This window comes from Aromatoleum anaerobium (assembly GCF_012910705.2).
GTDB classification, from domain to species: domain Bacteria; phylum Pseudomonadota; class Gammaproteobacteria; order Burkholderiales; family Rhodocyclaceae; genus Aromatoleum; species Aromatoleum anaerobium.
The window spans coordinates 208,179-232,174 of the sequence record NZ_WTVG02000039.1 but is presented as its reverse complement, the minus strand read 5'-3'; the positions used below and the strand labels follow the sequence as shown (position 1 = coordinate 232,174).

At 64.1% G+C, this 23,996-nt stretch carries 25 protein-coding genes; 12 read left to right on the top strand and 13 right to left on the bottom strand.

Features of this window, described 5'->3' with window-relative positions; genetic code table 11:
- The first annotated feature begins 50 nt into the window (after nucleotides 1-50).
- Nucleotides 51-1,346 carry a polyamine export protein PaeA gene (gene paeA, locus GO606_RS13200; RefSeq protein ID WP_169119640.1) on the top strand — a complete coding sequence of 432 codons (1,296 nt, stop codon included), beginning with the start codon at nucleotides 51-53 and terminating at the stop codon, nucleotides 1,344-1,346.
- A 29-nt stretch (nucleotides 1,347-1,375) separates the two neighbouring features.
- Here the strand turns inward: paeA and amaB are convergent, their stop codons facing one another.
- From amaB to GO606_RS13180, 4 genes are all read right to left on the bottom strand, one after another.
- Nucleotides 1,376-2,884, bottom strand: a complete 1,509-nt coding sequence (amaB, locus tag GO606_RS13195; RefSeq protein WP_169119639.1) for an L-piperidine-6-carboxylate dehydrogenase — start codon at nucleotides 2,882-2,884, stop codon at nucleotides 1,376-1,378.
- Between the two features lie 82 nt (nucleotides 2,885-2,966).
- On the bottom strand, nucleotides 2,967-3,248 hold the full coding sequence (locus GO606_RS13190) for a hypothetical protein (RefSeq protein WP_169119638.1): 282 nt from the start codon (nucleotides 3,246-3,248) through the stop codon (nucleotides 2,967-2,969).
- A 116-nt stretch (nucleotides 3,249-3,364) separates the two neighbouring features.
- Nucleotides 3,365-4,192: a class I SAM-dependent methyltransferase gene (locus GO606_RS13185; protein ID WP_169119637.1), complete on the bottom strand. Its 828-nt coding sequence runs from the start codon at nucleotides 4,190-4,192 to the stop codon at nucleotides 3,365-3,367.
- Nucleotides 4,193-4,296: 104 nt separating this feature from the next.
- Nucleotides 4,297-4,860, bottom strand: a complete 564-nt coding sequence (locus GO606_RS13180) for a DUF1415 domain-containing protein (RefSeq protein ID WP_169119636.1) — start codon at nucleotides 4,858-4,860, stop codon at nucleotides 4,297-4,299.
- An 88-nt stretch (nucleotides 4,861-4,948) separates the two neighbouring features.
- Between GO606_RS13180 and ylqF the strand changes: the two genes are divergently transcribed.
- Nucleotides 4,949-5,863: a ribosome biogenesis GTPase YlqF gene (gene ylqF, locus GO606_RS13175; protein WP_169119635.1), complete on the top strand. Its 915-nt coding sequence runs from the start codon at nucleotides 4,949-4,951 to the stop codon at nucleotides 5,861-5,863.
- Between the two features lie 51 nt (nucleotides 5,864-5,914).
- Here ylqF and GO606_RS13170 read toward each other — a convergent pair whose 3' ends face one another.
- Genes GO606_RS13170 through GO606_RS13160 form a run of 3 tightly spaced genes read right to left on the bottom strand, consistent with a single transcriptional unit; the run spans nucleotide 5,915 to nucleotide 7,502 of the window.
- A complete protein-coding gene (locus GO606_RS13170) occupies nucleotides 5,915-6,388 on the bottom strand; it encodes an RES family NAD+ phosphorylase (RefSeq protein ID WP_211166744.1) in 474 nt (157 codons plus the stop codon).
- On the bottom strand, nucleotides 6,385-6,813 hold the full coding sequence (locus GO606_RS13165; protein WP_169119634.1) for an antitoxin Xre/MbcA/ParS toxin-binding domain-containing protein: 429 nt from the start codon (nucleotides 6,811-6,813) through the stop codon (nucleotides 6,385-6,387). Before GO606_RS13165 ends, GO606_RS13170 begins: the two co-directional genes overlap by 4 nt.
- A 56-nt stretch (nucleotides 6,814-6,869) precedes the next feature.
- Nucleotides 6,870-7,502 carry a tetratricopeptide repeat protein gene (locus GO606_RS13160; RefSeq protein ID WP_246979564.1) on the bottom strand — a complete coding sequence of 211 codons (633 nt, stop codon included), beginning with the start codon at nucleotides 7,500-7,502 and terminating at the stop codon, nucleotides 6,870-6,872.
- A 492-nt stretch (nucleotides 7,503-7,994) separates the two neighbouring features.
- Between GO606_RS13160 and GO606_RS13155 the strand changes: the two genes are divergently transcribed.
- The gene (locus GO606_RS13155) at nucleotides 7,995-8,993 is read left to right on the top strand and encodes a sulfate ABC transporter substrate-binding protein (RefSeq protein WP_169119632.1); all 999 of its coding nucleotides are present in this window, start codon (nucleotides 7,995-7,997) and stop codon (nucleotides 8,991-8,993) included.
- 174 nt (nucleotides 8,994-9,167) lie between these two features.
- Here the strand turns inward: GO606_RS13155 and GO606_RS13150 are convergent, their stop codons facing one another.
- Nucleotides 9,168-10,469, bottom strand: a complete 1,302-nt coding sequence (locus GO606_RS13150) for an IS1182 family transposase (RefSeq protein ID WP_246979563.1) — start codon at nucleotides 10,467-10,469, stop codon at nucleotides 9,168-9,170.
- Nucleotides 10,470-10,593: 124 nt separating this feature from the next.
- Between GO606_RS13150 and cysT the strand changes: the two genes are divergently transcribed.
- From cysT to GO606_RS13130, 4 genes are all read left to right on the top strand, one after another.
- Nucleotides 10,594-11,493, top strand: coding sequence for a sulfate ABC transporter permease subunit CysT (cysT, locus tag GO606_RS13145; protein ID WP_169119965.1), 900 nt, complete (start codon nucleotides 10,594-10,596; stop codon nucleotides 11,491-11,493).
- Nucleotides 11,490-12,389 carry a sulfate ABC transporter permease subunit CysW gene (cysW, locus tag GO606_RS13140; RefSeq protein ID WP_169119964.1) on the top strand — a complete coding sequence of 300 codons (900 nt, stop codon included), beginning with the start codon at nucleotides 11,490-11,492 and terminating at the stop codon, nucleotides 12,387-12,389. The genes cysT and cysW overlap by 4 nt, the downstream gene beginning before the upstream one ends.
- Entirely contained in the window at nucleotides 12,386-13,456 is a 1,071-nt protein-coding gene (locus tag GO606_RS13135; protein WP_169119962.1) for a sulfate/molybdate ABC transporter ATP-binding protein, read from the top strand. The genes cysW and GO606_RS13135 overlap by 4 nt, the downstream gene beginning before the upstream one ends.
- A gap of 120 nt (nucleotides 13,457-13,576) precedes the next feature.
- Nucleotides 13,577-14,236 carry a peroxiredoxin gene (locus GO606_RS13130; RefSeq protein ID WP_169119960.1) on the top strand — a complete coding sequence of 220 codons (660 nt, stop codon included), beginning with the start codon at nucleotides 13,577-13,579 and terminating at the stop codon, nucleotides 14,234-14,236.
- A 113-nt stretch (nucleotides 14,237-14,349) separates the two neighbouring features.
- Here the strand turns inward: GO606_RS13130 and GO606_RS13125 are convergent, their stop codons facing one another.
- From GO606_RS13125 to GO606_RS13105, 5 genes are all read right to left on the bottom strand, one after another.
- Nucleotides 14,350-14,874 carry a GNAT family N-acetyltransferase gene (locus GO606_RS13125; RefSeq protein WP_246979562.1) on the bottom strand — a complete coding sequence of 175 codons (525 nt, stop codon included), beginning with the start codon at nucleotides 14,872-14,874 and terminating at the stop codon, nucleotides 14,350-14,352.
- A gap of 192 nt (nucleotides 14,875-15,066) precedes the next feature.
- Nucleotides 15,067-16,176, bottom strand: coding sequence for an alpha/beta fold hydrolase (locus GO606_RS13120; protein ID WP_169119956.1), 1,110 nt, complete (start codon nucleotides 16,174-16,176; stop codon nucleotides 15,067-15,069).
- Between the two features lie 203 nt (nucleotides 16,177-16,379).
- Nucleotides 16,380-18,149 carry an EAL domain-containing protein gene (locus GO606_RS13115; protein ID WP_246979633.1) on the bottom strand — a complete coding sequence of 590 codons (1,770 nt, stop codon included), beginning with the start codon at nucleotides 18,147-18,149 and terminating at the stop codon, nucleotides 16,380-16,382.
- Nucleotides 18,053-19,069: a methyl-accepting chemotaxis protein gene (locus tag GO606_RS21940; RefSeq protein ID WP_281503922.1), complete on the bottom strand. Its 1,017-nt coding sequence runs from the start codon at nucleotides 19,067-19,069 to the stop codon at nucleotides 18,053-18,055. Before GO606_RS21940 ends, GO606_RS13115 begins: the two co-directional genes overlap by 97 nt.
- A gap of 27 nt (nucleotides 19,070-19,096) precedes the next feature.
- Nucleotides 19,097-19,447 carry a hypothetical protein gene (locus GO606_RS13105; RefSeq protein ID WP_246979559.1) on the bottom strand — a complete coding sequence of 117 codons (351 nt, stop codon included), beginning with the start codon at nucleotides 19,445-19,447 and terminating at the stop codon, nucleotides 19,097-19,099.
- Between the two features lie 213 nt (nucleotides 19,448-19,660).
- Here GO606_RS13105 and GO606_RS13100 point away from each other — a divergent pair, with 213 nt between their 5' ends.
- From GO606_RS13100 to GO606_RS13080, 5 genes are all read left to right on the top strand, one after another.
- The gene (locus GO606_RS13100) at nucleotides 19,661-20,923 is read left to right on the top strand and encodes a putative Na+/H+ antiporter (RefSeq protein WP_169119953.1); all 1,263 of its coding nucleotides are present in this window, start codon (nucleotides 19,661-19,663) and stop codon (nucleotides 20,921-20,923) included.
- A 92-nt stretch (nucleotides 20,924-21,015) separates the two neighbouring features.
- Nucleotides 21,016-21,294 (top strand): DnaJ domain-containing protein, encoded by a 279-nt coding sequence (locus GO606_RS13095; protein WP_169119952.1) that lies wholly within the window; start codon nucleotides 21,016-21,018, stop codon nucleotides 21,292-21,294.
- Nucleotides 21,291-21,800: a hypothetical protein gene (locus GO606_RS13090; RefSeq protein WP_169119951.1), complete on the top strand. Its 510-nt coding sequence runs from the start codon at nucleotides 21,291-21,293 to the stop codon at nucleotides 21,798-21,800. The genes GO606_RS13095 and GO606_RS13090 overlap by 4 nt, the downstream gene beginning before the upstream one ends.
- Before the next feature lie 10 nt (nucleotides 21,801-21,810).
- Nucleotides 21,811-22,584 carry a hypothetical protein gene (locus GO606_RS13085; RefSeq protein ID WP_169119950.1) on the top strand — a complete coding sequence of 258 codons (774 nt, stop codon included), beginning with the start codon at nucleotides 21,811-21,813 and terminating at the stop codon, nucleotides 22,582-22,584.
- Nucleotides 22,585-22,625: 41 nt separating this feature from the next.
- Nucleotides 22,626-23,852, top strand: a complete 1,227-nt coding sequence (locus tag GO606_RS13080; protein WP_169119949.1) for a hypothetical protein — start codon at nucleotides 22,626-22,628, stop codon at nucleotides 23,850-23,852.
- Nucleotides 23,853-23,996 lie beyond the last annotated feature (144 nt).

The following is a 23,996-nucleotide window of genomic DNA, read 5'->3' as shown; positions in this document are numbered from 1 at the left end:
GATGGTCGTGAAGCGGGAGCGGGAAGGAGCGGCCCGCGAGGGGGCAGTGCGTGAGTGTCACGAACCAGATCCTTGTCATTGCGCTGCTGATCGGTATCAGCGCGTTCTTTTCGATCGCCGAGATTTCGCTCGCGGCCTCGCGCAAGATCAAGTTGCGCCTCATGGCCCAGCAAGGCAATGCGGTCGCCGAGCGCGTGCTCGCGCTGCAGGAGAACCCGGGCCATTTTTTCACGGTGGTGCAGATCGGGCAGAACGCGGTCGCGATCCTCGGCGGCATCGTCGGCGAATCGACGCTGTCGCCGGCGGTTGCGCAACTGATCGGCGTGTTCTACGACGGGCCGATGCTCGAATCGATGAGCTTCGTGCTGTCGTTCGTGATCGTCACCTCGCTTTTCGTGCTGTTCTCCGATCTCGTGCCCAAGCGCCTCGGCATGACTTCGCCCGAGCGCGTCGCGATCGCGGTCGTCGCGCCGATGCGTTTCTGCGTGCTCGCATTCGCGCCGCTGGTGTGGTTTTTCGACGGCCTCGCGAATGCACTGTTTCGCTTGTTCAAGCTGCCGAACGTGCGCACCGAGAACATCACCTCCGCCGAGATCGTCGCGATGGTCGACGTCGGTGCGCAGACCGGCGCGCTGCTCAAGCAGGAGCGCCAGCTGATCGTGAACGTCTTCGAGCTCGATTCGCGCACTGTGCCGTCGGCGATGACGAACCGTGAAAGCATCGTCTATTTCACGCTGAACGAAACCGAGGACAGCATCCGCGGCAAGCTCGTCGCGCAGACACACGCAAAATTCCCGGTGTGCGAGAGCACGATCGACACGGTCGTCGGCTACGTCGACTCGAAGGACATTTTCGCCCGCATCCTGTCCGGCCAGAAGCTGTCGCTGCGCGCCGACCCGGTCGTGCGCAACGCGCTGGTGATCCCCGACACGCTGACGCTGTTCGAGGCGCTGGAGCGTTTTCGCGCCGCGCGCGAGGACTTCGCCATGATCGTCAACGAATATGCGCTGATCGTCGGCCTGCTGACGCTGCAGGACATCATGAACACGGTCATGGGCGAACTCGGCAGTGCGTTCCAGGAGGAGCTGATCGTCAAGCGCGACGAGGGCTCGTGGCTGATCGATGGCATCACGCCGATCGAGGACGTGATGCAGGCGCTCGACATCAATGAATTCGTCGGCCACGAGAATTACGAGACGATCGCCGGTTTCATGATGTACATGCTGCGCAAGGTGCCGAAGCGGACCGATTCGGTGAGCTATCGCGACTACAAGTTCGAGGTCGTCGACATCGACAATTACCGCATCGACCAGTTGCTGGTCACGCGCGCGCCCACGAGGGAATGACTGCTGCCCGGACGCGCGTCCGCGACCCGTCAGCCGTCGGCAAGGCCGAAGCGTATTCCCTGTGCGAGCGGCAGCGCGCCCGAGTAGTTGATCGTGCAGGTCGCCCGCCGCATGTAGGCTTTCCATGCATCCGAGCCGGATTCCCGGCCGCCGCCGGTGTCCTTCTCGCCGCCGAACGCGCCGCCGATCTCGGCGCCGGACGGCCCGATATTCACGTTCGCGATGCCGCAGTCGCTGCCGGTCGCGGACAGGAAGCGTTCGGATTCCGTCAGGTCCCGCGTGAAGATCGATGACGCAAGGCCTTGCGGCACGTCGTTGTGCAGCGCGATCGCCTCGTCCAGGGTGCGATAGCGCAGGACATAGAGGATCGGCGCGAAAGTCTCCTCTTTCACGAGCGCCGTCTGTTCGGGCATCTCGACCAGCGCCGGGCGGCGATAGCACGCGCCCTCGCATCCGGGCACGCCGACCGCCTCGCCCCCCTGCACCGTGCCGCCCGATGCCCGCGCTTGGGCCAGCGTCCGGTCCATCTTCGCACCGGCCGCGGCATCGATCAGCGGCCCGACGAGCGTGGCCGGATCGAGCGGATTGCCGACCGTGATCCGTCCCCAGGCGGTGCGCAGGCGCTCCAGCAGCGCGTCGGCGATCGATTCATGCACGATCAGCCGGCGCAGGCTGGTGCAGCGCTGGCCCGCGGTGCCGGCGGCGGCGAACAGAATCGCACGTTCGGTGAGCGTCAGGTCGGTGCTCGGGCAGACGATCGCGGCGTTGTTGCCGCCCAGTTCGAGGATCGAGCGGCCGAGCCGGGCCGCGACGCGCGGCGCGAGCGCCTTGCCCATGGCCGTCGAACCGGTCGCCGAGAGGACCGCGACGCGCCGGTCGTCGGCGAGCAGGGTCGCGAGTTCATTGCCGCCGACCAGCACTTCAAGCAGGCCTTGCGGCAGGTCGTCGAATTCGCTGCGCAGCGAATCGAACAGCGCCGCACACGCAAGCGCCGTGAGCGGGGTTCGTGGCGACGGTTTCCACACCACGCTGTCGCCGCACACCCACGCCAGCGCGGCGTTCCAGGCCCACACCGCGGCGGGGAAGTTGAATGCAGAGACGACGCCGACGACGCCCGCCGGGTGCCACTGCTCCATCATGCGGTGGCCGAGGCGTTCGCTCGCGATCGTCAATCCGTGGAGTTGTCGCGACAGGCCGACGGCGAAGTCGCAGATGTCGATCATCTCCTGCACTTCGCCGAGACCTTCCTGGCGGATCTTGCCCGCTTCGATCGACACCAGTTCGCCGAGATCGGTCTTGTGCCGGCGCAACAGGTTGCCATACTGCCGCACCACTTCGCCGCGCCGCGGCGGCGGGACGTCGCGCCACGTGAAAAAAGCCTGCTGCGCGCGATCAAGTGCGACGCCGGCGTGCGCAGGCGTATGCGGCGCAAGCCGCGCGATGATTTCTGCATCGATCGGGCTGCGTACCGGCAGCTCGCCGCCTTCGAGTTGACCGCTCGCGACGCCGAGTCGCGCGAGCAAGGGGATGACGTCCATGGCCGAGGCCTCCACGCTGGATATGTGGGGTGGACCGCCCGGCCGAGCGGAATGTTCTATCCGTTCGGGATCTTATGCAGCCTTATGCAGCCGCCGTGCGCCGGTAGCGGTACATCAGCTTGTCGCACTTCTTGCAGGCGACGATGCGCTGCGCGTCCTCGCCTTCGTGGAGTCCGAATTCGCGCGTGTCGGTCGACGCGCAGCGCAGGCAGGCGGGGGTCTGCTGGCGGTGTGAGGCAAGGTACTCGTCGCGCTGCGGCAAGTCGCGCTGGGCGTCCTGCTGGCGCCGGTGGATATGCAGGACTGCGAGGCAGCCGAACAGGAAAATCGCGGCGACGAGGATCGGATATGGAAAGTTGGACATGTGGGGCGGCCGGTGGGGGAACTGCAGATTAACGCATCGCGGGGCTGCGGTACTTTGCCCAGATCAAGCGAGCCGGCGCAATCGTGCGCGCCGCCGCCCGGCTTTGCCGCTGCTCTTCAATACGCAAAACGATCGCGAAGCTCTTCCAGGTTGAGTTCGGCGAGGATCTGCGCGAGCCGCTCCTGCGCGTTGCCTCGCGGCTGGCCTGTTGCCCGCGCGATGATCAGCTCGTTCTTCATCGAATGCTCCCAGCCGACAAGTTCGGTCACCGTGAGCTGGTAGCCGTGCGATTCGAGCAGCAGGCAGCGCAGCACGTTCGTCAGCTGGCTGCCGAATTCGCGCGTGTGGATCGGGTGGCGCCAGATCTCGGACAGCGGCGTCTTGCCGAAGGATTCGTTCTTGTGCCGGCGCAGCGCGGCGGCGACCTCGGCCTGGCAACACGGCACGAGCACGATGAAGCGGGCGCGCTTGTGCAACGCGAAGCGGATCGCGTCGTCGGTCGCGGTGTTGCAGGCGTGCAGCGCGGTGACGATGTCGATATGTTCGGGCAGCTCGGGCGACTCGATCGAGTCGCCGACCGACAGGTTCAGGAAACTCATGCGGACGAAGCCGAGTCGCGCCGCGAGTTCGCGCGACTTCGCGACCAGTTCGTCGCGCGTCTCGATGCCGTAGATGTGGCCGCCGCTCTGCCCCCCTTCGCGCGCCTTCAGGAACAGGTCGTAGAGGATGAAGCCGAGATACGACTTGCCGGCGCCGTGGTCGGCGAGCGTCAGGTCGCCGCGCGCGCTCATCACTTCTTCGAGCAGCGGCTCGATGAAGTTGTACAGGTGATAAACCTGCTTGAGCTTGCGCCGGCTGTCCTGGTTGAGTTTGCCGTCGCGCGTCAGGATGTGGAGTTCCTTGAGCAGTTCGACCGACTGGCCTGGCCGGATGTCAGGCACCACGGCGGCTGTCGGGGAGGGCGCAGCGCTCGGTGCCGGGGACGGCTGCGGTTTACCGCGGGTGCGCCCGCGACTCGCCGGGTGCCGGCCCTTTGCGTGGGCCTCGCTCACGGCGTGTCGTCCTCGCCGCCGTCGGGAATGCCGAGCGCTTTCCAGCCTTCGTGGCCGAGACGGTTCATCGTCTCGATGTTGCGCTCGGGGATCGTTTCGGCATCCGGGTACGCGGCGACCGCACGCTCGATGCTGTCCTCGCGCAGCAGATGCAACGTCGGATACGGCGAGCGGTTGGTGTAGTTCTCGATGTCGTCCTCGCCGGTGCCTTCGAAGCGGAAGCGCGGATGGAAGCTCGCGACCTGCAGGACGCCTTCGAGCTCGTGCTCGGCGACGGCTTCCTCGGCGATGCCGACGATCTCGTTGAAATCGAGGAAATCGGGGAACAGCGTCGGATGTACGAGCAGCGTCGTATCGATTTCTTCAGGGTTGGCGGCAGCGAGGAAATCGAGTTCGCGGTCGAGCTCTTCGAGGAACGCATCGACGTGCCGGGCGTCGCTGACGACGATGCGCACCTGGTTCTTCACATACACCGCCTTTGCGAACGGACACAGGTTGAGTCCGATCACCGCCTTCTCCAGCCACTGTCGCGTCGCCGCGAGCACCTTGTCACGATTCATCCGCATTCCCTCGAAAGTTCGCCATTTTGCCCCAAGCTGCCGACGAAGGAGGCGATAATGCGCCCCTTCTCCAGGGCTTTCATTCCAGATGTCGATCCAGTGGTTTCCCGGTCATATGACCTCGGCGCGCAAGAAAGCGGCCGAAACGATGGCGCTGACCGACGTCGTCATCGAGGTGCTCGATGCCCGCATCCCGGAGGCGAGCAGCAATCCGATGATCCACGAGTTGCGCCGGCACCGGCAGCGCGTGTGCCTCAAGGTGCTCAACAAGGCCGACCTCGCCGATCCTGCCGCGACGCACGCCTGGCTCGATTTCTTCAACAGTCAGCAAGGTGTGAAGGCGGTCGCGCTGTCGTGCAAAAAGCCGGGGGACGTCGCGCGCGTGCCCGGCCTGTGCCAGGCGCTCGCGCCGCACCGCAACGACGGCACCAAGCTGCTGCGCATCATGATCATGGGCATCCCGAACGTCGGCAAATCGACGCTGATGAACGCGCTGCTGAAACGCCGCGTCGCGAAAGTCGGCGACGAGCCGGCGGTGACGAAATCGCAGCAGACTTTCGACCTCGGCTCGCACATGACGATCACCGACACGCCTGGCCTGATGTGGCCGAAGATCGCGTACGACTCGGACGGCTTCATGCTCGCCGCGAGCCACGCGATCGGGCGCAACGCCGTCATCGACGAGGAGGTCGCAACGTTCCTCGGCGACCTGCTGCTGGAACGTTACCCGGCGCTGCTGGCGGCGCGCTACGCCATCGCGCCGGAACGCATCGAGGCGCTGGACGGCGTCGGCCTCGTCGAGACGATCGCGGCGCGGCGCGGCTGCCGGCTCAAGGGCGGCGCGCCGGATCTCGAGAAAGCCTCGCAAATCTTCCTCAACGATTACCGCAGCGGCGCGCTGGGACGGATCAGCCTGGAAACGCCCGAAAGCCGCCGGGAGATGCTCGCCGCGGCGGCCGGCATTCCCCGGGCCGATGCAAGGGTGGATTCCGACGCCTCGTGACACTCATTCGCCGGGGACATCGATATTTGGTTGATGCGCGCCGTTGCAGCATCAGTCGGTCACGGGAATCGTCCTGAACAGTCGGCTGTCCCAGATCACCGGTTCAGGAATGGAGACCATCAACTTCTGAAATTCTGGATGCCGGGGATTGATGATCGCATTGAACTCCAGGCGGGCCACGACGGACGGAACGACGAGTACCAGGCTTCGGGCGGACACAAGCCAGTCATCGCCGAATCCACGGGCAACGCTGCTGTCCTCGGCATCCCAGCCGGCCGGCAGGGTGAGCGGGTCGTGGCGTTCTACAGATAGTTCATCCGGCACTTCTGCGACAACGAAGCGCTGGGTACGTGGCACTCGGCCGATACCGGCATGCGCCAGGATCTCAAGCATCGCGCAGGCGTAGCTCAACGAGCCATAGATCACGGATTTTCCGGAACTGTTCCAGCGTCCGCCCACGAGAGCCGCCCCCGTTCCGTCCCAGATCGGGTGTCGATCATCTGCAATCCGGTAAACGCGGATCAAGCGGCAATACCGTAGAACAGTCTCCAGAGCAGCGCTTCGACTCGACGCGCGCCCAGTTCTGTCATGGCGACATCGAGCGGCGTTCTGCCGCCGAGCATCGAATGGGGTGTATGCAGGAACGCCAGTGCATCCTCATCCGAATCCCAGACGTGGCGGGCGGTCGCATAAACCCGCGCAAGCCGCTCCGTTTTCTCCGATTCGGAGGCACTCAACCGATCCTGCCGACGCTTCAACGTCGCCTCGGGCACTATCCGGTGCAGAATCTCGCGACGCTCATCGGCATTCCGACCTATCCGCGCCACGCCGGCCTTGAGAGCGGCCTTCGGCAATCCGTCCGCAACCTGTTCGTCCAGTTCGGCAAAGGAGTGTGGGGCTGGTATCAGCGCCATCACGGCGGCAATCTGTTCGACGGTGACAAGTTCCATCTTCGTCTCTTGAGTATCACTTGATACATGAATCATGGTTCAAGTGATCCTATCCGTCAACCTGCGGTAACCGATTCTCCCGCCCCTCTGCGTTCCTTGACCGGGTCGGCTTCGGCCTCGCCGGATTCCACTTTTGAAGACTGCGCCTGTGCCTGCTTCAGCTCATCCGCGTCGAGGCTGCGCGCGATTTCGTCGCGGTCGCGCACGGCTTCAATGTTCAGCGCGGCGGCGGCGCGGTTGAACCAAACGTAGGCGCGCACCGGGTCGCGCGGGAAACCGACGCCGTCGCGGTACAGGCGGCCCAGCTCGAGCATGCCTTCGGCGTCGCCGCGCGCCGCCGCGGTACGGATCCATCGGGCTGCCTGGTCGTAGTCCTGCAGCACGCCGAAGCCGCTGCGGTAGAGCTTTCCGAGTTCCACCATTGCTCCCGGATGTTCACTGTCTGCCGCCGCCCGCAGCCAGCGAACGGCCTCCAGCGACTGCGCTCGGTCGCTCGCGGAGTCGAGCAGCAGCGTCTTCGCAATCCGGAGCTGGGCCGCGGCATCCCCCTCGTGGGCCGCGCGCAGCGTGTAGGGATCGATCGGAGTCGGCACGCCAGGAAGGTTCTGCGCCGGGATTTCATCGCTGGTCCTCGAGCCGAGGGCGATCACTGCGGCCATCACAGCCACCATTACCAGCACCGGCACCATGAAAGACGCCCCGTTCCGCCAGCGGGACCGCTTGCGTTCCGGGGCGTGGAAGCGATGTGCGCAGGCACGGCACCGATATGGGCGGTTGCCCGTATGCACCGGCTTTTCGCTTTCGGACTGCCATTTCGACTTGCGGCAATCGGTGCTCCCGCAACTCGGACAGGTAACAGTGGCATGAAGTGACATCGTGACTTCCCAACCTGGAAATGGGCTTCAGGCAGTTGCCCGGATTGTCATTCTTCCATTTGGACAAATTATGCGTTACTCGCTTCCAATATTCCCGCTGCGCGGCCTCTTCGGGGAGAAAACTCCTTGTAACGGCGGGTAACTGCGGCGCAACCAGAATATTGACAAGCCGGCTCGCCCAAGGGTGGGGATATTTTCCCATAGTTCCATTCGTAATAAAGAAAGGGGATCTCATGCATGACAGCTTTGGCCGGCTTCGGCTATCGTTCATGCCGCTGACCTTGCCCTTCCGCCACTGGAGTTTTCATGAACAAACTTTCCACCCTGCTGCTTGCGGCCGGGCTCGCACTCGCGACGGGCGTGCACGCTCAGTCGAACCTGCTCAATGTGTCGTACGACGTCGCGCGCGACGTCTACAAGGATTACAACCCGCTTTTCCAGAAGCACTGGAAGGAAAAAACCGGAGAAACCGTTGAAATCCGCCAGTCGCATGCCGGCTCGTCGAAGCAGGCGCGCGCGGTCGCCGACGGACTGGAGGCCGATGTGGTGACGATGAACCAGGCGACGGACGTCGATTTCCTCGCCGAGAAAGGCCTCGTCGCGACCGATTACGCGAAGCGCTTCCCGGACAACGCGTCGCCGTACACCTCGACGATGGTGTTCATCGTGCGCAAGGGCAATCCGAAAGGGATCAAGGACTGGAACGACATCGCGAAGCCGGGTGCCGTGCAGCTGATCATCCCGCACCCGAAGAACACCGGCAACGGCCGCTATTCGTATCTCGCCGCATGGGGCTACGCGCTGAAGCAGCCGGGGGGCAACGACAAGACCGCGCAGGAGTTCGTCGGCAACTGGCTGAAGAACGCGCCGCTGTTCGGTTCCGGCGGGCGCGACGCAACGACGACATTCATGCAGCGCCGGATCGGCGACGTGCTCGTGACGTTCGAATCCGAGGCTGAGCTGATCGCGAAGGAATTCGGCCGCGGCGAGTTCGAGGTTGTGTACCCGAGCCTGTCGATCCTCGCCGAATTTCCGGTTGCGGTCGTCGAGAAAGTCGTGGACAAGAAAGGCACGCGCGAGCTCGCCCGCGCCTACCTCGAATACCTGTGGTCGAAGGAAGGCCAGGAGAACGCCGCGAAAAACTACCTGCGCCCGCGCGATCCGGAAATACTGAAGAAATACGCTTCCGCGTTCCCGCCGATCAAGACCTTTACCGTCGATGAAATGTTCGGCGGCTGGAGCAAGGCGGCCGCGACCCATTTCAAGGACGGCGGCACCTTCGACCAGATCTACGTTCAGAAGTAGAATCCGCCGTTTCGCCCGCTCGACGGCCCGCTCAGAGTTTGTGAATCTTTCGTTCGCAGGACCGATTAGACGCGCGAGCGGGGTTAACGCCGTTTTGCTGGGCGCGATAGGGTTTTTGCACCGTTTGTGCTGCTATCGACGGTTCATTTGACGTTTTTCCCCATTTTTCGCCCCTTAAACCCCGATTCCGGGAACGGCAGACGCACCTATCCCTACCCCGAGCAATTCCGGTGCGAGGCTGACCATGCGCATCAGGTTGTGCGCCAAAGCAAAGATCAGCATCACACACTTGACCTTCGCCAGACCCCGCACCCGGAACTGCTGCAGGCCGCGGTTGCGGCTGTGCGCATTGACGCATTCGGCCGTTGCCGCTCGCCGCTTGTAAATGACCTTCGCCTCGTCCGTGCCCATCCGTTGCCGCCAGGCCGCCACCGCTTCGCTGTCGCCGGCCTTCGCCTGGTGAGGATCGACCGCCTTGTTCTTGGGTTGCGGCACCGGCCCATAGACGACGGTGCTTTGGCTCGCCTGCTCGATCTGCTCGTGTCCGACGTAGCCGCCATCGACCAGCCAGGCTTCGGGCAGCCGACCGCAGCGCGCGGTGACCTGCTCGATCATCGGCACCATCTGCCCTTGGTCGCTGCCGACGGTGGCCACCTCGACCCCCACGATCACCAGCGAGTCGGCGTCGCTCGCCAGTTGCGGGTTGTACGCCGGCCGAAAGCCGCCGTCGCCCATCTTCATCACCGTCGCTTCGGCATCGGTCATCGACGCGCGCGCCTGGTCGGGGTTTTTGCCTTGCCGCTGCTTGATCGCTTCGATCTCGGGCAGCCGCGCCAGCGCCTTCTCAAGACGCGCTTCACGCTCTTTCGCCGCCCGTAGCCGGGCCGCTTCCCGCGCCCGTTCGGCCTGCGCCGGGTCCGCCTCCACCTCGGCTTTGAGCCGCGCCACGGCCGCGCGCGCCGCCTCCAGGTAGCCTTCGAGCTTCTCCTTGCGGCGAAACGAGCCCGCCCCGGCGCTGGCGCGCACACGCATCCCGTCCTGCGCCACCTGTTTGAGCTTGACTACCCCGGCCGCCATCAGGCTGGCGATGCTCACACTCAACAACTCGTCCAGCCCTTCGCCCTGATCCTTGCGAAAGTCCGAAAGGGTGTGGTGATTGACCTGAACCCCGCCGCACAACCAGCGGTAGGCGTCATGCGATTCGAGCAGCCGTGACACCGCCCGCGCGCTGCCCACCCCGTCGAGCGTGGCGTACAACCACAGCGCCAGCAAAATCTCCGGCGCGATTGCCGAGCGGCCCACCCCGCCATCGACCGCACGAATCCCGGCGTAGAACCGTGACAGGTCTTGCCGCTCGACGTACGCCCACACCAGGCGCGCCCGATGCCCCTCCGGCAGCAGTGACTCCAGGTCACTCGCCCGAAACTCCATCTGCCCCCGGTTGGGCAGCAGCACCCGTGCTCGCGTCTTCGTCATCGGCGCAAATCCAGACCTCGTAGCAAGACCTAATTATACCAAAGGCATATAACTGGCCGGGGATTTTTCACAGCCTCTCAGGCGGGCTGCGTCGCTTTCAGCCTTTCGTCACGTCGCCCCTCACATGTTTCCTGCCGCAGCCAAACGCGATGGAGTCCTGCCCGGTTTCCGTCTCGGATTGGGTTACACGCTCACGTATCTGACCCTGCTGGTGCTGATCCCGCTCGCCGGCATGATTTTATTCACGGGCCAGATGTCGTGGAGCGATTTCTGGGCGACCGCGAGTAGCGAGCGTGCGCTTGCGTCCTACCGCGTGACTTTCGGCGCGTCCCTGGGGGCCGCCGCGGTCAACGCGCTGTTCGGTCTGATCGTCGCGTGGGTGCTGGTGCGTTATCCGTTTCCGGGCAAGCGCTTCGTCGACGCGCTCGTCGATCTGCCGTTCGCGCTGCCGACCGCGGTGGCCGGCATCACGCTCGCGACGCTGTACGCGCAAAACGGCTGGATCGGCCAGCATCTCGCCAAGCTCGGCGTCCAGGTCGCGTTCACGCCGCTGGGCATCGTCGTTGCGCTGATCTTCGTCACGCTGCCGTTCGTCGTGCGCACGCTGCAGCCGGTCATCGAGGACATCGAGGCGGAGGTCGAGGAAGCTGCCGCAACTCTCGGCGCGACCCGCTGGCAGACTTTCACGCGGGTGCTGCTGCCGGGGATCTTTCCCGCGTGGCTGACCGGCTTCACGCTCGCGTTCTCGCGCGCGATCGGCGAGTTCGGTTCGGTGATCTTCATCGCCGGCAACATGCCGCTGATCTCGGAAATCACGCCGCTCTTGATCATCTCGAAGCTCGAACAGTACGACATCCTCGGCGCGACCGCGCTCGCGGTGGTGATGCTCGTGATCTCGTTCGTGATGCTGCTGGTGATCAACCTGCTGCAGTGGTGGGCGGCGAACCGCCACACGAAGAGCCGGGATGAGGATGCGCCGGCCGATGCACCGGGGGCCATCGCGATTGCCGGAGGGCGGCCATGACGACGACGCGTCGTGCCACTGCGGAGCCGCGCTGGGTTCGCCTGCTGCTGACTGCGGTCGCGCTCGGCTTCCTGTTCCTGTTCCTCGTGCTGCCGCTGATCGCGGTGTTCTGGGAGGCGTTCGCGCAGGGCGCGCAGACTTACTGGGAGGCGCTGCAGGAAGGCGAGGCGCGCTCGGCGATGCTGCTGACGTTGACGATCGCGGCGCTTGTGCTGCCGTTCAACATCGCGTTCGGCGTGGCCGCCGCGTGGGCGATCGCGAAATTCGAGTTCCGCGGCAAAAGCCTGCTGACGACGCTGATCGACCTGCCGTTCGCGGTGTCGCCGGTCGTCGCCGGCCTGATCTTCATCATCCTGTTCGGTGCGCAGGGCTTCTTCGGCCCGTGGCTCGCCGCGCACGACATCAGGATCATCTTCGCGCTGCCGGGCATGATCCTCGCGACGCTGTTCGTGACCTTCCCGTTCGTCGCGCGCGAACTGATCCCGCTGATGCAGGCGCAGGGTCGCGACGAGGAAGAAGCCGCGGTGTCGCTCGGCGCCTCCGGCTGGCAGATGTTCAGGCGCGTGACGCTGCCGAACATCAAGTGGGGCCTGATGTACGGCGTGATCCTCGCGAACGCGCGCGCGATGGGCGAATTCGGCGCGGTCAGCGTCGTCTCCGGCCATATCCGCGGCGAAACGAACACGCTGCCGCTGCACGTCGAGATCCTCTACAACGAATACAACCAGATCGGCGCGTTCGCCGCGGCGACGGTGCTCGCCTTCCTCGGCCTCGTCACGCTCGTCGCGAAGACCATTGTCGAATGGCGCATGCGCAAGGAAACCGAGATGCTGACGGCCGAACTGCCGCCCGAGAAAACCGAACTGCCCCCGTCTGTTGCCACGGAACGCCCATGAGCATCGAAATCCGCAACATCAGCAAGCGCTTCGGCAACTTCGTCGCGCTCGACAACCTGTCGCTCGACATCCCGACCGGTGAACTGGTCGCGCTGCTCGGGCCCTCGGGCTGCGGCAAGACGACGCTCTTGCGCATCATCGCCGGCATGGAATCTCCGGACGGCGGCAATGTGCTGTTCGGTGGCGAGGAGGCGACGCACGTGCATGCACGCGAGCGCCAGGTCGGCTTCGTGTTCCAGCATTACGCGCTGTTCCGGCACATGTCGGTGTTCGAGAACGTCGCGTTCGGCCTGCGCGTGCGGCCGAGAAAGGGGCGGCCGCCGGAGGCCGAGATCCGCGACCGCGTGATGAACCTGCTGAAGCTCGTGCAACTCGACTGGCTCGCGAACCGCTACCCGTCGCAGCTCTCGGGCGGCCAGCGCCAGCGCATCGCGCTCGCTCGCGCGCTTGCGGTCGAGCCGAAAGTGCTGCTGCTCGACGAGCCGTTCGGCGCCCTCGACACCAAGGTGCGCAAGGAGCTGCGCCGCTGGCTGCGGCGCCTCCACGACGAGATGCACATCTCGTCGGTGTTCGTCACGCACGACCAGGAAGAGGCGCTGGAAGTCGCCGACCGCGTCGTCGTCATGAACCGCGGCCGCATCGAGCAGATCGGCTCGCCGGACGAAGTCTATTCGAGCCCCGCGTCGCCGTTCGTCTACCAGTTCCTCGGCAATGTGAACGTCTTCCACCACCGCATGCACGGCTGCTGGGCGGAAGTCGAGCGGGAAGGGGAGGCGCCCGGAGCAGGCTCGATCGCGTTCGTGCGCCCGCACGACATCGACCTCGACGCCGCACCGATTTCGGGCGGCATGAAAGCGGTCGTTAGCCACGTGCATCGCATCGGGCCGCTGGTGCGCGTCGAACTCGAGCACGAGGCGGAGACGATCGAAGTCGAACTGACGCGCGAACGCGCCGCGAATCTCGAACTGTCGTCCGGCCGCACGGTGTGGTTCAAACCGCGGCAGGCGAAAGTCTTTCCCACCGGGCCCACGACCGCGCCTGCGACGAAGCAGCCATTCCTGTTCTGATTGCCGAGGCGGGCAGCCCGACGAAACGTCGATCCCCGACTTCGTTCAGTTTACCTTGGAAAAAACGGGCAAAAGACCTATACCCAAACAGCCCTTCAGCAACCGGACAAGGAGCAAATCATGTCGCTACGCCTGAACGATATCGCCCCTGATTTCACTGCTGACACCACCCAGGGCCGCATCCGGTTCCACGAGTGGATCGGCGGCAGCTGGGCGATCCTGTTTTCACATCCGAAGGACTTCACGCCCGTATGCACGACCGAACTCGGCTACATGGCAAAGATCGAGCCGGAGTTCGCGAAGCGTAACTGCAAGCTCATCGGCCTGAGCGTCGATCCGGTCGAGAGCCATGAATCGTGGGTGGGGGATATCGAGGAGACGCAGGGCTACCGCCCGAGCTATCCGATGATCGGCGACCGGGACCTGGCGGTGGCGAAGCTGTACAACATGCTTCCCGCCGACGAGCCGGGAACGTCGGAGGGACGTACTCCGGCGACCAACGCGACTGTCCGGACAGTGTTCCTGATCGGTCCGGACAAGCGCATCAAGCTGATGCTGACGTATCCGATGACGACCGGCCGCAACTTCGACGAGATCCTGCGCGTGCTCGATTCGGTGCAGCTGACCGCCGCACACAAGGTGGCGACGCCTGTGAACTGGAAGCCGGGCGAGGACGTGATCATCGCCGGCTCGGTATCCGACGACGACGCGAAGAAGCTCTTCCCGGAAGGCTGGCAGGCTCCCAAGCCCTACCTGCGCATCGTCAAGCATCCTCACTGAGCAAGGAAACCGGCGACCCGGTCGGGGGAGGAGACCGGGCGTCTGCTATCGCTTCTGCAGGCAGCCCCAGCGCGTGGCGTCGCCCCGGCCCACGTGAACCGGAGTGCGGCCTTTCAGCGCGGGTGCCGGTAGATGTGCCAGGTCGCGCCGCGAAATGGCATTTCCTGTTCGAACGTTGCCCCGACGGCGAGGGCCAGCGCAATCGATGCCGCGTTCTCGGCGTGGATGAAGCTGATCAGCGAGACGTCCGGAAGATGCTCTTTGGCCATCGCCTGCACGGCGCGCGCCGCCTCGCTGGCGTAACCCTTGCCCCAGTAGCGGCGGGTCAGCGCCCATTTGATTTCGGGTTCGGGCCAGTCCTTCGGGTACCAGAGCCCGACCGTACCCAGCACGTTTCCGCTCGCTTTTTCCTCGACGGCGTAGGGGCCGTAACCTCTCAGATGCCAGTGCCCGACCATGTTCGCCATCGCATACCAGCTGTCACCTTCGGAAAGCGCGCGGCGAAAAGTGAAGCGAGTGCTCTCGGCGTCGGAATAGTGCTCGTGAAGGAAGGGCCAGTCATCCGGGCAAAACGTGCGCAGAACGAGGCGCGACGACTCGATTCGGGCAGGCACCAGGAATGGCGGAGTATTGCTCATGGGTCTATTGGCCTTCAAGCAGATGGGTCACCTTCACCAAATGGGTGAAAGTCGAGAGCAGGGGCAAGCCCGATTTTCTTGTCTTCCTCTTATTTTCCCATTTTTGCATTTTTACCGAGGAGGTCGTCAAGTTGGCTGCATCTCGGTTTTGTGCCAGTCGTCCGGCTACACCCGGTGCGAGGGAAGCGGCGATCATCCGGCGGCGAGCCGCTCCAGCCAGTCGAAAATTCGCGGCCAGATCAGGCGGTGCGCGTTTTCGCCGACCAGCGCGCCGACGTGCTGCAACGCGACGCCGGTGTCCCCGGGGTAGGGCATCGCCTCCTTGTCCTGGCTGCCGACCTGCTCGTAGAACGCGAGGAGCGAGGCGGGCGGAATAATGTGGCTGTTCGGGTCGAAAACCGCAAACACGGGCGACGTCACGTCACGAGGGCGAATGCGCTTGTTTCCGATCGTCAGTTCGCCGCGCATGAACCGGTCTTTGCGATAGAGTTGCTCGACGACATCGTCGAACAGCCTGCGCGGCATCGGGAGTTCGTCCAGCGTCCATCGTTCGACGCGCACGTGGGTTTCGAGGTCCGCGCGCGAACCCAGGCTCGTGACGAAATCGAGATACCGCTCGTGCTGAAAGGTCTTCGGCGACGCCCACAGGCTCATCAGGTTGATCAGCGAACCCGGAACAGGGTGCGACGACTGAAGCACGGCTTGCGCGGGGACCCCGGCGTCGAGCATGCGCTTGAACGCCCCGGAGGCCTCGGCAAAATGGAGCGGCGCCTCGATCAGCACGAGGCCCCTGACGTGTTCGGGATGGCAAGCGCTGTAGAGGCCCGCGAAAGTGCCGCCGAGCGAATGCCCCGCAAGGAAGATCCGGCCGGACTGCGACCGAGCCCGGATCGCCTCGATGCACTCCCCGAGTGCGAGCAGCGCATATTCTTCGAGGCCGAAGCGACCCTCGTCGTCCTGCGCTTCGGTCCATTCGACCAGGTAGACGTCGAAGCCGCGGTCCACCGCCTTGCGCACGACGCTTCTTTCCGGCGAGAGATCCCAGATATACGGACGCTTGATCGGCGCCGGCACGATAAGCAGGACAGGTGACCCTTTCCGTGACTTTCCATAGACGCGCAGACGGACCGCCGGCCGCGAAAAAACAACCTCGAAGCCGGTTTCCTGCCGACCGAGGTTGATGCGATCGAGCGCTCTGCCGGCGTGCCTTCGCATCTCGTCAAGCGCTTCGAACCACCGGAGCGCGGGTGGAACGCCGGGGCGAAAGTCGGGGGTGTCGAGGTACACGGTGGACTCGGGCATGGTGGACCGCCTCTTGATGCTCGTGCCGGCTGCACCTGACGGGCGACCGGCCCCGCGCGGAAGAAAAATGCTTCCATTGGACGGGACGTGGCACGTGCGAGTTCAGGCGCCGGCACCACGTCATCGTCGGACGGACAGAATTCCAATGCGCGACGCGACGACAACGCCCCCCGTGCGGGATGCGAAACTTGGCCTGAATTGCGCTACGCGATCGCTTCGCGCAGCGCGATCACCTTCCCCAGGCGTGCGCGATGCACACCGCTCGGCGCCAGCTTCGCGATCTTCTTCGCCGCAGCGGCAGCCGAGGCGACCTCTTCGGGGTGCCGAAACTGGCCTGGCGACACGCTGACTTCGCCCGCTGCGATTGTCGTCAGCGGGAAAAAACTCGGGAAACCGCGGCGATCCTCGCTGTGGAAGCCTCCCTGCTGGAGCTCCCGCGGGTCGAACAGCGAGCGCGCCTCGCAATTGAACTGCTCGACGATGCGCTCGCAGCGGTCCGCCCAGTTCTCACTCTGGAACAACACCACGAAGTCATCCCCGCCGACGTGGCCGACGAAGTCCTGCGTCGGATTGCAGTGGTGCGCGACGATTTTCGCCGCCAGCTTGATCATTTCGTCACCACGCCAGTAACCGTAAAGATCGTTAAAGGGCTTGAAGTTGTTCAGATCGAAATAGCAGGCGGCGAACGACACGCCGGCGTGGAGCAGCCGGCCGATATGCTCCGTGAGCGGAATGTTGCCGGGCAGGAGCGTCAGCGGGTTCGCGTGGCGCGCCGCTTCGATCCGCAGCTCGGTGACCGCGCGCACGAGACTCTCGCCGGTTGCGATGCCCGCGTATCGGCCGTCCTCGGTGACGATGATGCCATCGCGCAGGTAGCGTTGATCGTCGCCGGTGAGCACGTTGATCAGCGAATCGAGCGGGGAGGAGCGTTCCGCGCAGATCGGGCTCGCATTCATGAACTGCATCACCGGCCGCTTGCTGTAGAGCTCGCGGTGGAACGGTTGAATGTATTTCTCGATGAAATCGCGACGGTTCACCAGGCCCAGGGGCACGGTGCCATCGACTACCGCGACCGCATGCAGGTCCGGATTCGCGCCGAAGATGCGAAACAGTTCGCTGCTCGCGAGTTGCGGTCCGACCGCGGGGGCGGACACCTTCAGCCGGTCGACCGAGTGCCCGATGCGCTGCGGGCGCGCGAGCACCGGCAGCACCGAGATTTTTCCCGACGTCAGCACATTCACCACCGCGTCCGGCAGCGCGACAGCCGGCGCCGCGCTCGGACGGCCGATGCAGTAACCCTGTGCGTAATGACAGCCGAGGTCGCGCAGCACCGCGAGTTCGGCCGCATCCTCGATGCCTTCGGCGACGAGCGGCGTGGCGAGTACTTCGGCCAGCCGCAGCACGCTGCGGATCACCTCGATCTTGCGGCTGTCGCCCTGCAGGCCCCGCACGAAATACTTGTCGAGTTTGACGATCTGCGGCTTCAGTTGCACCCACAGGCGCAGGCTCGAGCGGCCATCGCCGAAATCGTCGAGCGCGAGCGTGACGCCGAGCGCGGCGAGCGTCTTCATCGCCGCCTGCAGCCCCTCGACATCCTCGACGCGCTCGTGCTCGGTCAGTTCGAGCACGAGCCGGCCCGGAGAGAGTCCGGCCTGCTGAGCGCAGTCCAGCATCTGGCGTCCGTTGTCTCGCGCAAAGTGCTCGATCATCGATCCCGACAGGTTCAGGAACAGCTTTCCGGGCACGCCCACTCGCCCAAACGCGCTGATCGCTCCGAGGCAGGCCTCGCGCTCGAGGTCCGCCATGCGCCCGGCGCTTTTTGCGACACGCAACAGGTCGTCGGGTAAGCGCAACGCGGAGCCGACCGGCCCGCGCATCAGCGCCTCGTAGCCCAGCACCGACGCCCGGCCGATGTCGGCAATCGGCTGGAATTCGTATTCGAGCGCATGAGTCTCGAGGAGAGCGTCGAACAGGACAAAAAGGTCGGATTTCGAAAGCATGATGTTCCTCGAAGCAGATAAAGATCTTTCCGGGCGATCGAGCCGCAACGCGGCAAGAGGGTGGGGCATCCGCCCGCGAGCTCCTCGAGCGCCAGCACCGCGGCTACGGCGGCGGCGATGTCGTCGACGATGCACTGCATGCCGGCAGCGGCCTGATCGGCGACGGCCCGACCGTCGACAGAAAGTTCCGCTGCCTGCCGGGCAATCCGGCTCGTGTCCTCGGCGTGCGTGGCGACCTGCTGCACGCTGACTGCGAGCGCCTGCACCGAACTCGACGAGCGCGCGGCCGATTCGCTCTGGCGGGCTGACGCCGCGGTCACCTGCGCGACCTGGTCGGTGAGCTCGCTCGCAGCCGACCGGGTATTGCCGGCCGCCCCGGCGACCTTGGCGATCAGCGCCGAAAAGCTCTCCGCCATCGCATTGAATCCGTTGCCGACGTGACCGATCTCGTCGTGCGTGCGTACCACCACGCGGGCCCGCAGGTCGCCCCCTGCCATCGCGCGAGCGGCCTCTTCGACGAAGGTCTCGCGCAGCCGGAACAGATCGCCGAGGATCGCCTCATGGGCGTTCCGGCTCGCGCCGGCATCCGGGGGCGGGGTCGTGGCGAGCGCCTGCCATTGCCGACCAGTTTCCAGCGGAAATCGAATCGTGCGGAAAGCCAGATCGCGGGGTGCAGGAGGTGCGTCATCGTGGAGTCTCTCGGACCGAGGTGAAGCGAACCGACGCCAGGCTGATGGGGCAGCGGGTCCGCCGATGACAGCGGGGCGAGCAGGGATGAATCCGGCACGTGGTCGCTGAGGTGCTCTGTGACCCCCACCACTCCTTGCCGGATTTGTGATTACAGCTCGCCCTGGACTCGCCCGGCGGGCTTGTCGGTGCGGTGTATCAGGCACGGAATGATCAACTGCTTCGGCGCTGATTCAGTCTCTCGCCCACCGGGCACCCTCCTGCTTCTCCGGCAGGCGAAAGCGCCTCAGGATGTTCTGGTAGGTACGGTGGCTCGCATGCGGGTCGTAGCACTGGAAGACTTTCTCCTGCCGTGCGCGGACTGTTGGCGAAACGGCATCGAGCAGGATCTGTCGTTCATGCTCGATGCACTGACGCATACGGTCGGTGACGAATGCGAAGAGAATAGGCTGATACAGGCCATCGTCCCGGGGCAAATGAAAGCGCGGGACCGGGGGCACAAGTTTCTCGGTGATGTGACGAATCATGGCTGTCTGGCAGGAAGTCTCGGTTTCACCACAATAGGTGAGGAATATGACTTCCATATTAATGAAGCCGGTGGGCGGGACTTGTGCGCCACCGGTTGACGTTCGGGCGCGGTGACGCTTCGATGGGGCGCTATCTGGCCGCGCCGGAATGGGTAGGGTGCCGTTTCGAGATCAACAAGTTTGCGTTAGACTCGGGCCGGGTGCTCACGCAATCAAGCGTGGCAGGTTGATGCGATGGTCGGGCCGCCACGCGGCTTTTCTACGATCCCCATGAACGCACCCACGCTCATTCAGTTCGTCGCCACTGCCTTGTTCGCGGTGGCGATCCTGCACACCTTCTCGACCCGAATCTTCGAGCGCCTCGCCCACACGCGGCCGACACATGCGGGCATCTGGCATTTGTTGGGCGAGATCGAAGCGGTATTCGGCTTCTGGGCGCTGATCCTGGTTTTAAGCATGTTCGCGATCGAAGGCTCGTCGATCGCCATCGAGTACGTCGACTCGCGCAACTTCACCGAGCCTTTGTTCGTGTTCGCCATCATGGTGATCGCCGCCACGCGCCCGATCCTGCAGACGGCGATGAGCGCCACGAGCCTGATCGCACGCGCACTGCCCTTGCCAGGCAGCCTGGGCTATTACTTGACGGTAATGGCGGTGGTGCCGCTGCTCGGCTCGTTCATCACCGAGCCGGCTGCGATGACTCTGGCCGCCCTGATCCTGGTCAACGGCTTCTTTTCGCGCGGCATCTCGTCGCGGCTGAAATACGCCACGCTGGGCGTGCTGTTCGTGAATGTCTCGATCGGCGGCACGCTGACTCCTTTCGCTGCGCCGCCGGTGCTGATGGTTGCGGGCAAATGGGGCTGGGACATCAGTTTCATGCTGGCGACGTTTGGCTGGAAAGCCGCGATCGCGGTCGTGGTCAACGCCATCGGCGTCGCCCTGCTGTTTCGCAAGGAACTGGCCAATCTACCCTTGGCTGGCGGCAGCAAGGGCGCGGTTCCGGTGCCGCCGGCGCTGGTCGTCGTTCATCTGGGTTTCCTGGCCGGGGTCGTCGTATTCGCCCACCATCCCGCGATCTTCATGGGCCTGTTCCTGTTCTTTCTCGGCGTGGCCAGCGCCTACCAGCATCATCAGAATCCCCTGATCCTGCGCGAAGGACTGCTGGTTGCCTTCTTCCTGGCCGGCTTGGTGGTGTTAGGCGGGCAGCAGCAATGGTGGCTGCAGCCGGTGCTGATGAGCATGAGCAGCGAGGCGGTATTCTTCGGCGCAACCGCGCTGACGGCATTCACCGACAATGCCGCCCTGACGTACCTCGGCTCCCTGGTCGAAGGCTTGTCCGATGAGTTCAAGTACGCCCTGGTCGCGGGCGCAGTATCGGGGGGCGGACTCACCGTCATCGCCAACGCGCCCAATCCCGCAGGCGTCGCGATTCTCAAGGGGCACCTCGATGACGAAGCGGTCAACCCGCTCAGTCTGCTGTTGGCCGCGTTGCCGCCGACTTTGATTGCGATGCTGAGTTTTAGCGTTCTGTAAGAGCACTTCATGCCACGGCCCTCGAGTCGCAAAAACACGATAGTTCGTTGTTATACTGACGGCCATAAACCCGGCTGATTAATAATCGTAAAATGAGAGATCCCTACGAAGTCCTTGATATTTCGCCTGTTGCATCTCTTGATGAAATCAAATCGGCCTACCGGAAGGCTGCCCGTCTGTACCATCCCGACAAAAATCCCTCGGCCGACGCTGCGGCGCGGTTTCGGGAAGTGCAGATGGCTTACGAATTGCTGGGGGACGAGGCCAGGCGTCGCGAATACGATGCGCTGCGGCGTCGCAACCTGATCGACGACCCACTGCAGGAAGCGGCCTCGCTGTGGAACGCATATATCGAGAAAGTGATTACATGACGTCGTTTTATTTCGAGGATCTTTCCGAGCGCTACAACAGCGAACTGGATGACCTGCGCACCGATTCAGAAAACAGGAACGTGCTCGCCAGGCGGCTGCAGGAAAAGCGCCAGTGCCTGAAGGATCTGTTGCCGATGATCGAGGAGGCGCCGGAGATGGTCGCGCCGGCGCTGCACGGGGCCTATACGTTCAACGACCGCAGGATTCTTGACCGGGCGGCCAACAGCACTCCGGGGCTCGGTCGCTTTCCCCGCTGGGCCGAAATGGAAAAGACCCTGGACATCGAACCCTGGGCGCGTCCGCTCATCGAAATGTGCCTGCGCAACGCCGATGGCGAAGCGTTCCTCACCACGACCGCGGTGCTCGAGTGGATGCTGACCGAAGACATCCGCAGGCCCGACTCGACCTTTCACGTCGACGATGAAGATGAAGACGATACGGAAGACCTTGGCAAGGCCGGCGAAAGCTGGATGGCCGAACAAGGCTTCGATACCCCTGACCGTTGAGCACTGAACCATGACCCACCCCGTCGTCCTCCAGACCCAAGCCCTGATCCTCGCCGGCGAAATCGCCGAGGCGGAATCCCAACTGGTCGCCATCGCGGAAGCGGGAGGCGACCAGGCGCTGGTGAGCGTCCTCGACGAGATGGAACCGAAGGATCTGCTGGCCATCATGCGCGAGTTCGACTCCAGCAAGGAGTCGGTGATCAACCTGGTGGTCAGTCCGGAACAGTTTGTCGACGCCATCCTGCTCGAACGCAAATATGGCGAGCCGATCGAAAAATACGTGCCGCGCCTGCGCAACACGATGAACGCCGTGATGCACCGGACGCCGGCGTCCTGCGCCGAGATCCTCGAATGCCTCACCGAGCGCGATGAAGGCATTCGCCTGCTGGCCGACTACTTCACCGACTACCACGATCTGCTGCAGAACTTCGCCTTCCACGGCCGGTTCGAAGAAGACTTCGATCTCGAGAAGGCGATGGCGCCGAAACGGACGCACACTTTCGACGCGGAGCAGTTCGACGACATGGAGCAGGGGCTCGAAGCCGGCGACTCGATGGAACTCGCACGTCCGGCGATGCCGCGCTCCGAAGTGGCCGACGGCGACTGGATGGAAACGGCGTGGATTCTTCGCCACGAGTTCCAGGACAGCTTCGAATTGCTGATCATCGAAATCCAGGATCGCAGTCGTCGCGAACTGGAAGCCGCTCATGTGCCATCGCCGCTCCCGGCCGGGGAGCCGGGCGTGCCGAAGATTCCGGAAGACGAAGAAGAATCCGCCATTTGACAGGGAAGCGCGAAGCCGTCGCGCTTCGCGCGCCAGACACGATGTCCAGCAATACCGATCTCGCAACCGTCGATACCCGCCCCTATTTCGAGCAGGTGCTCCGTTATGGCTTGAGTCAGCGTCTCATCGACAGTGAGCGCCTCGCCGCCATCAGGCGTGAAGGCGCAAAGGGGGTCGTCCAGCTGGCCAGCTTTTTCGGCACGGCCAACCTTCGCCCCGAACTCGAGGCAGCGCGTACTCGCCTGGTGACGCTGGTTAGCCTGGCGCTCGAGTCGACATCCGGCGGAAAACTCGGGCCGGCCGCCGACCTGCTGCGCCAGAAAAGTCTCCTCTCGCTGTCGAAGGCCGGCGCCGACGCGCTGCGTGTCCTGCTGCGCCTGCCGGAAGACCTGATCCTGGAACCCCCGCACGCCGTCCCCCAGGTGGAAAAGCAGATGCTGTCCTTGTGGACGCTCGACGCGCCGATGACTCATGCCCGTTACCAGGAGGAACGGAACCGCCGCGAGAGCATCCTGGCCCAGCACGAGTTGAGCTATTGGCTGGCCGGAAAGCTGGGCGTGGCGCGCCAGGAACTCCAGATGAACGAGTCCTGCGAAGCAGTCATCAACAGCGCATTGTTGGTGCTCTTCGTCGAGAAGAAGCCAAAAAAGCTGTTTTCCGCTGGCCAGTTCATGGCACTCCATGCACTGGCCAGCAAGAAAAAGAAGCATGACTGCCCGGTCCTGGACGAATGGAGCGAAGAAGCTCCAGCGACGATCCAGGGCGCGCTGCGTGAAGCGCGTGAAAACTTCCTCGGCAACGTCTTGCCGACCCTCAGGACGCACCCCGCCGCGGATTTCATTCCCAGGGAAGATATCGGCGCGCTGGCAGGCGTTTTCTTCTTCACCAACAGCGGTCTCGACGAGCTGACGCACCACGACCAGGAAACGGAAGACGCGTGGCGGAAGATCACGGGCGGCAAGGGGGAACACCCGGATGTGATGTGCACCGTCCTGCTGATGGTCGCAACCGGCCTGGAACCCCGTCCCGCCCTGCGCAAGAAGGATGCGCTCAGCATCGTGGAAAACTTTCGCAGCGCCGGCTTCGACGAGGCGGCCGTCGCCGAATTCATCCATCGCGTGGTCCCGTTCCAGTACCAGTCCGACGCCCGGCACCTGTGGGCCGAAGACCTGGGTCCGGAAGCTCGCGTCGAGCTGAACGAGGACGATGAGGATCACGTCCTGGCTTACCTGCACGAAACGTGCAGGGCGACATACAAGCTGTACTAGCCGGGTTGCAGAGGCGATCGCCTCCTCAGGGCCAACTGACGGCTTCGCCGAGGATACGCCGGAACGGAGAAAACCGGCGCAAGCCCCCCTCTCTTCGACAGTAAATTCATCAAGCAGGGTGACGCAAAGCCATTGACACGTTCC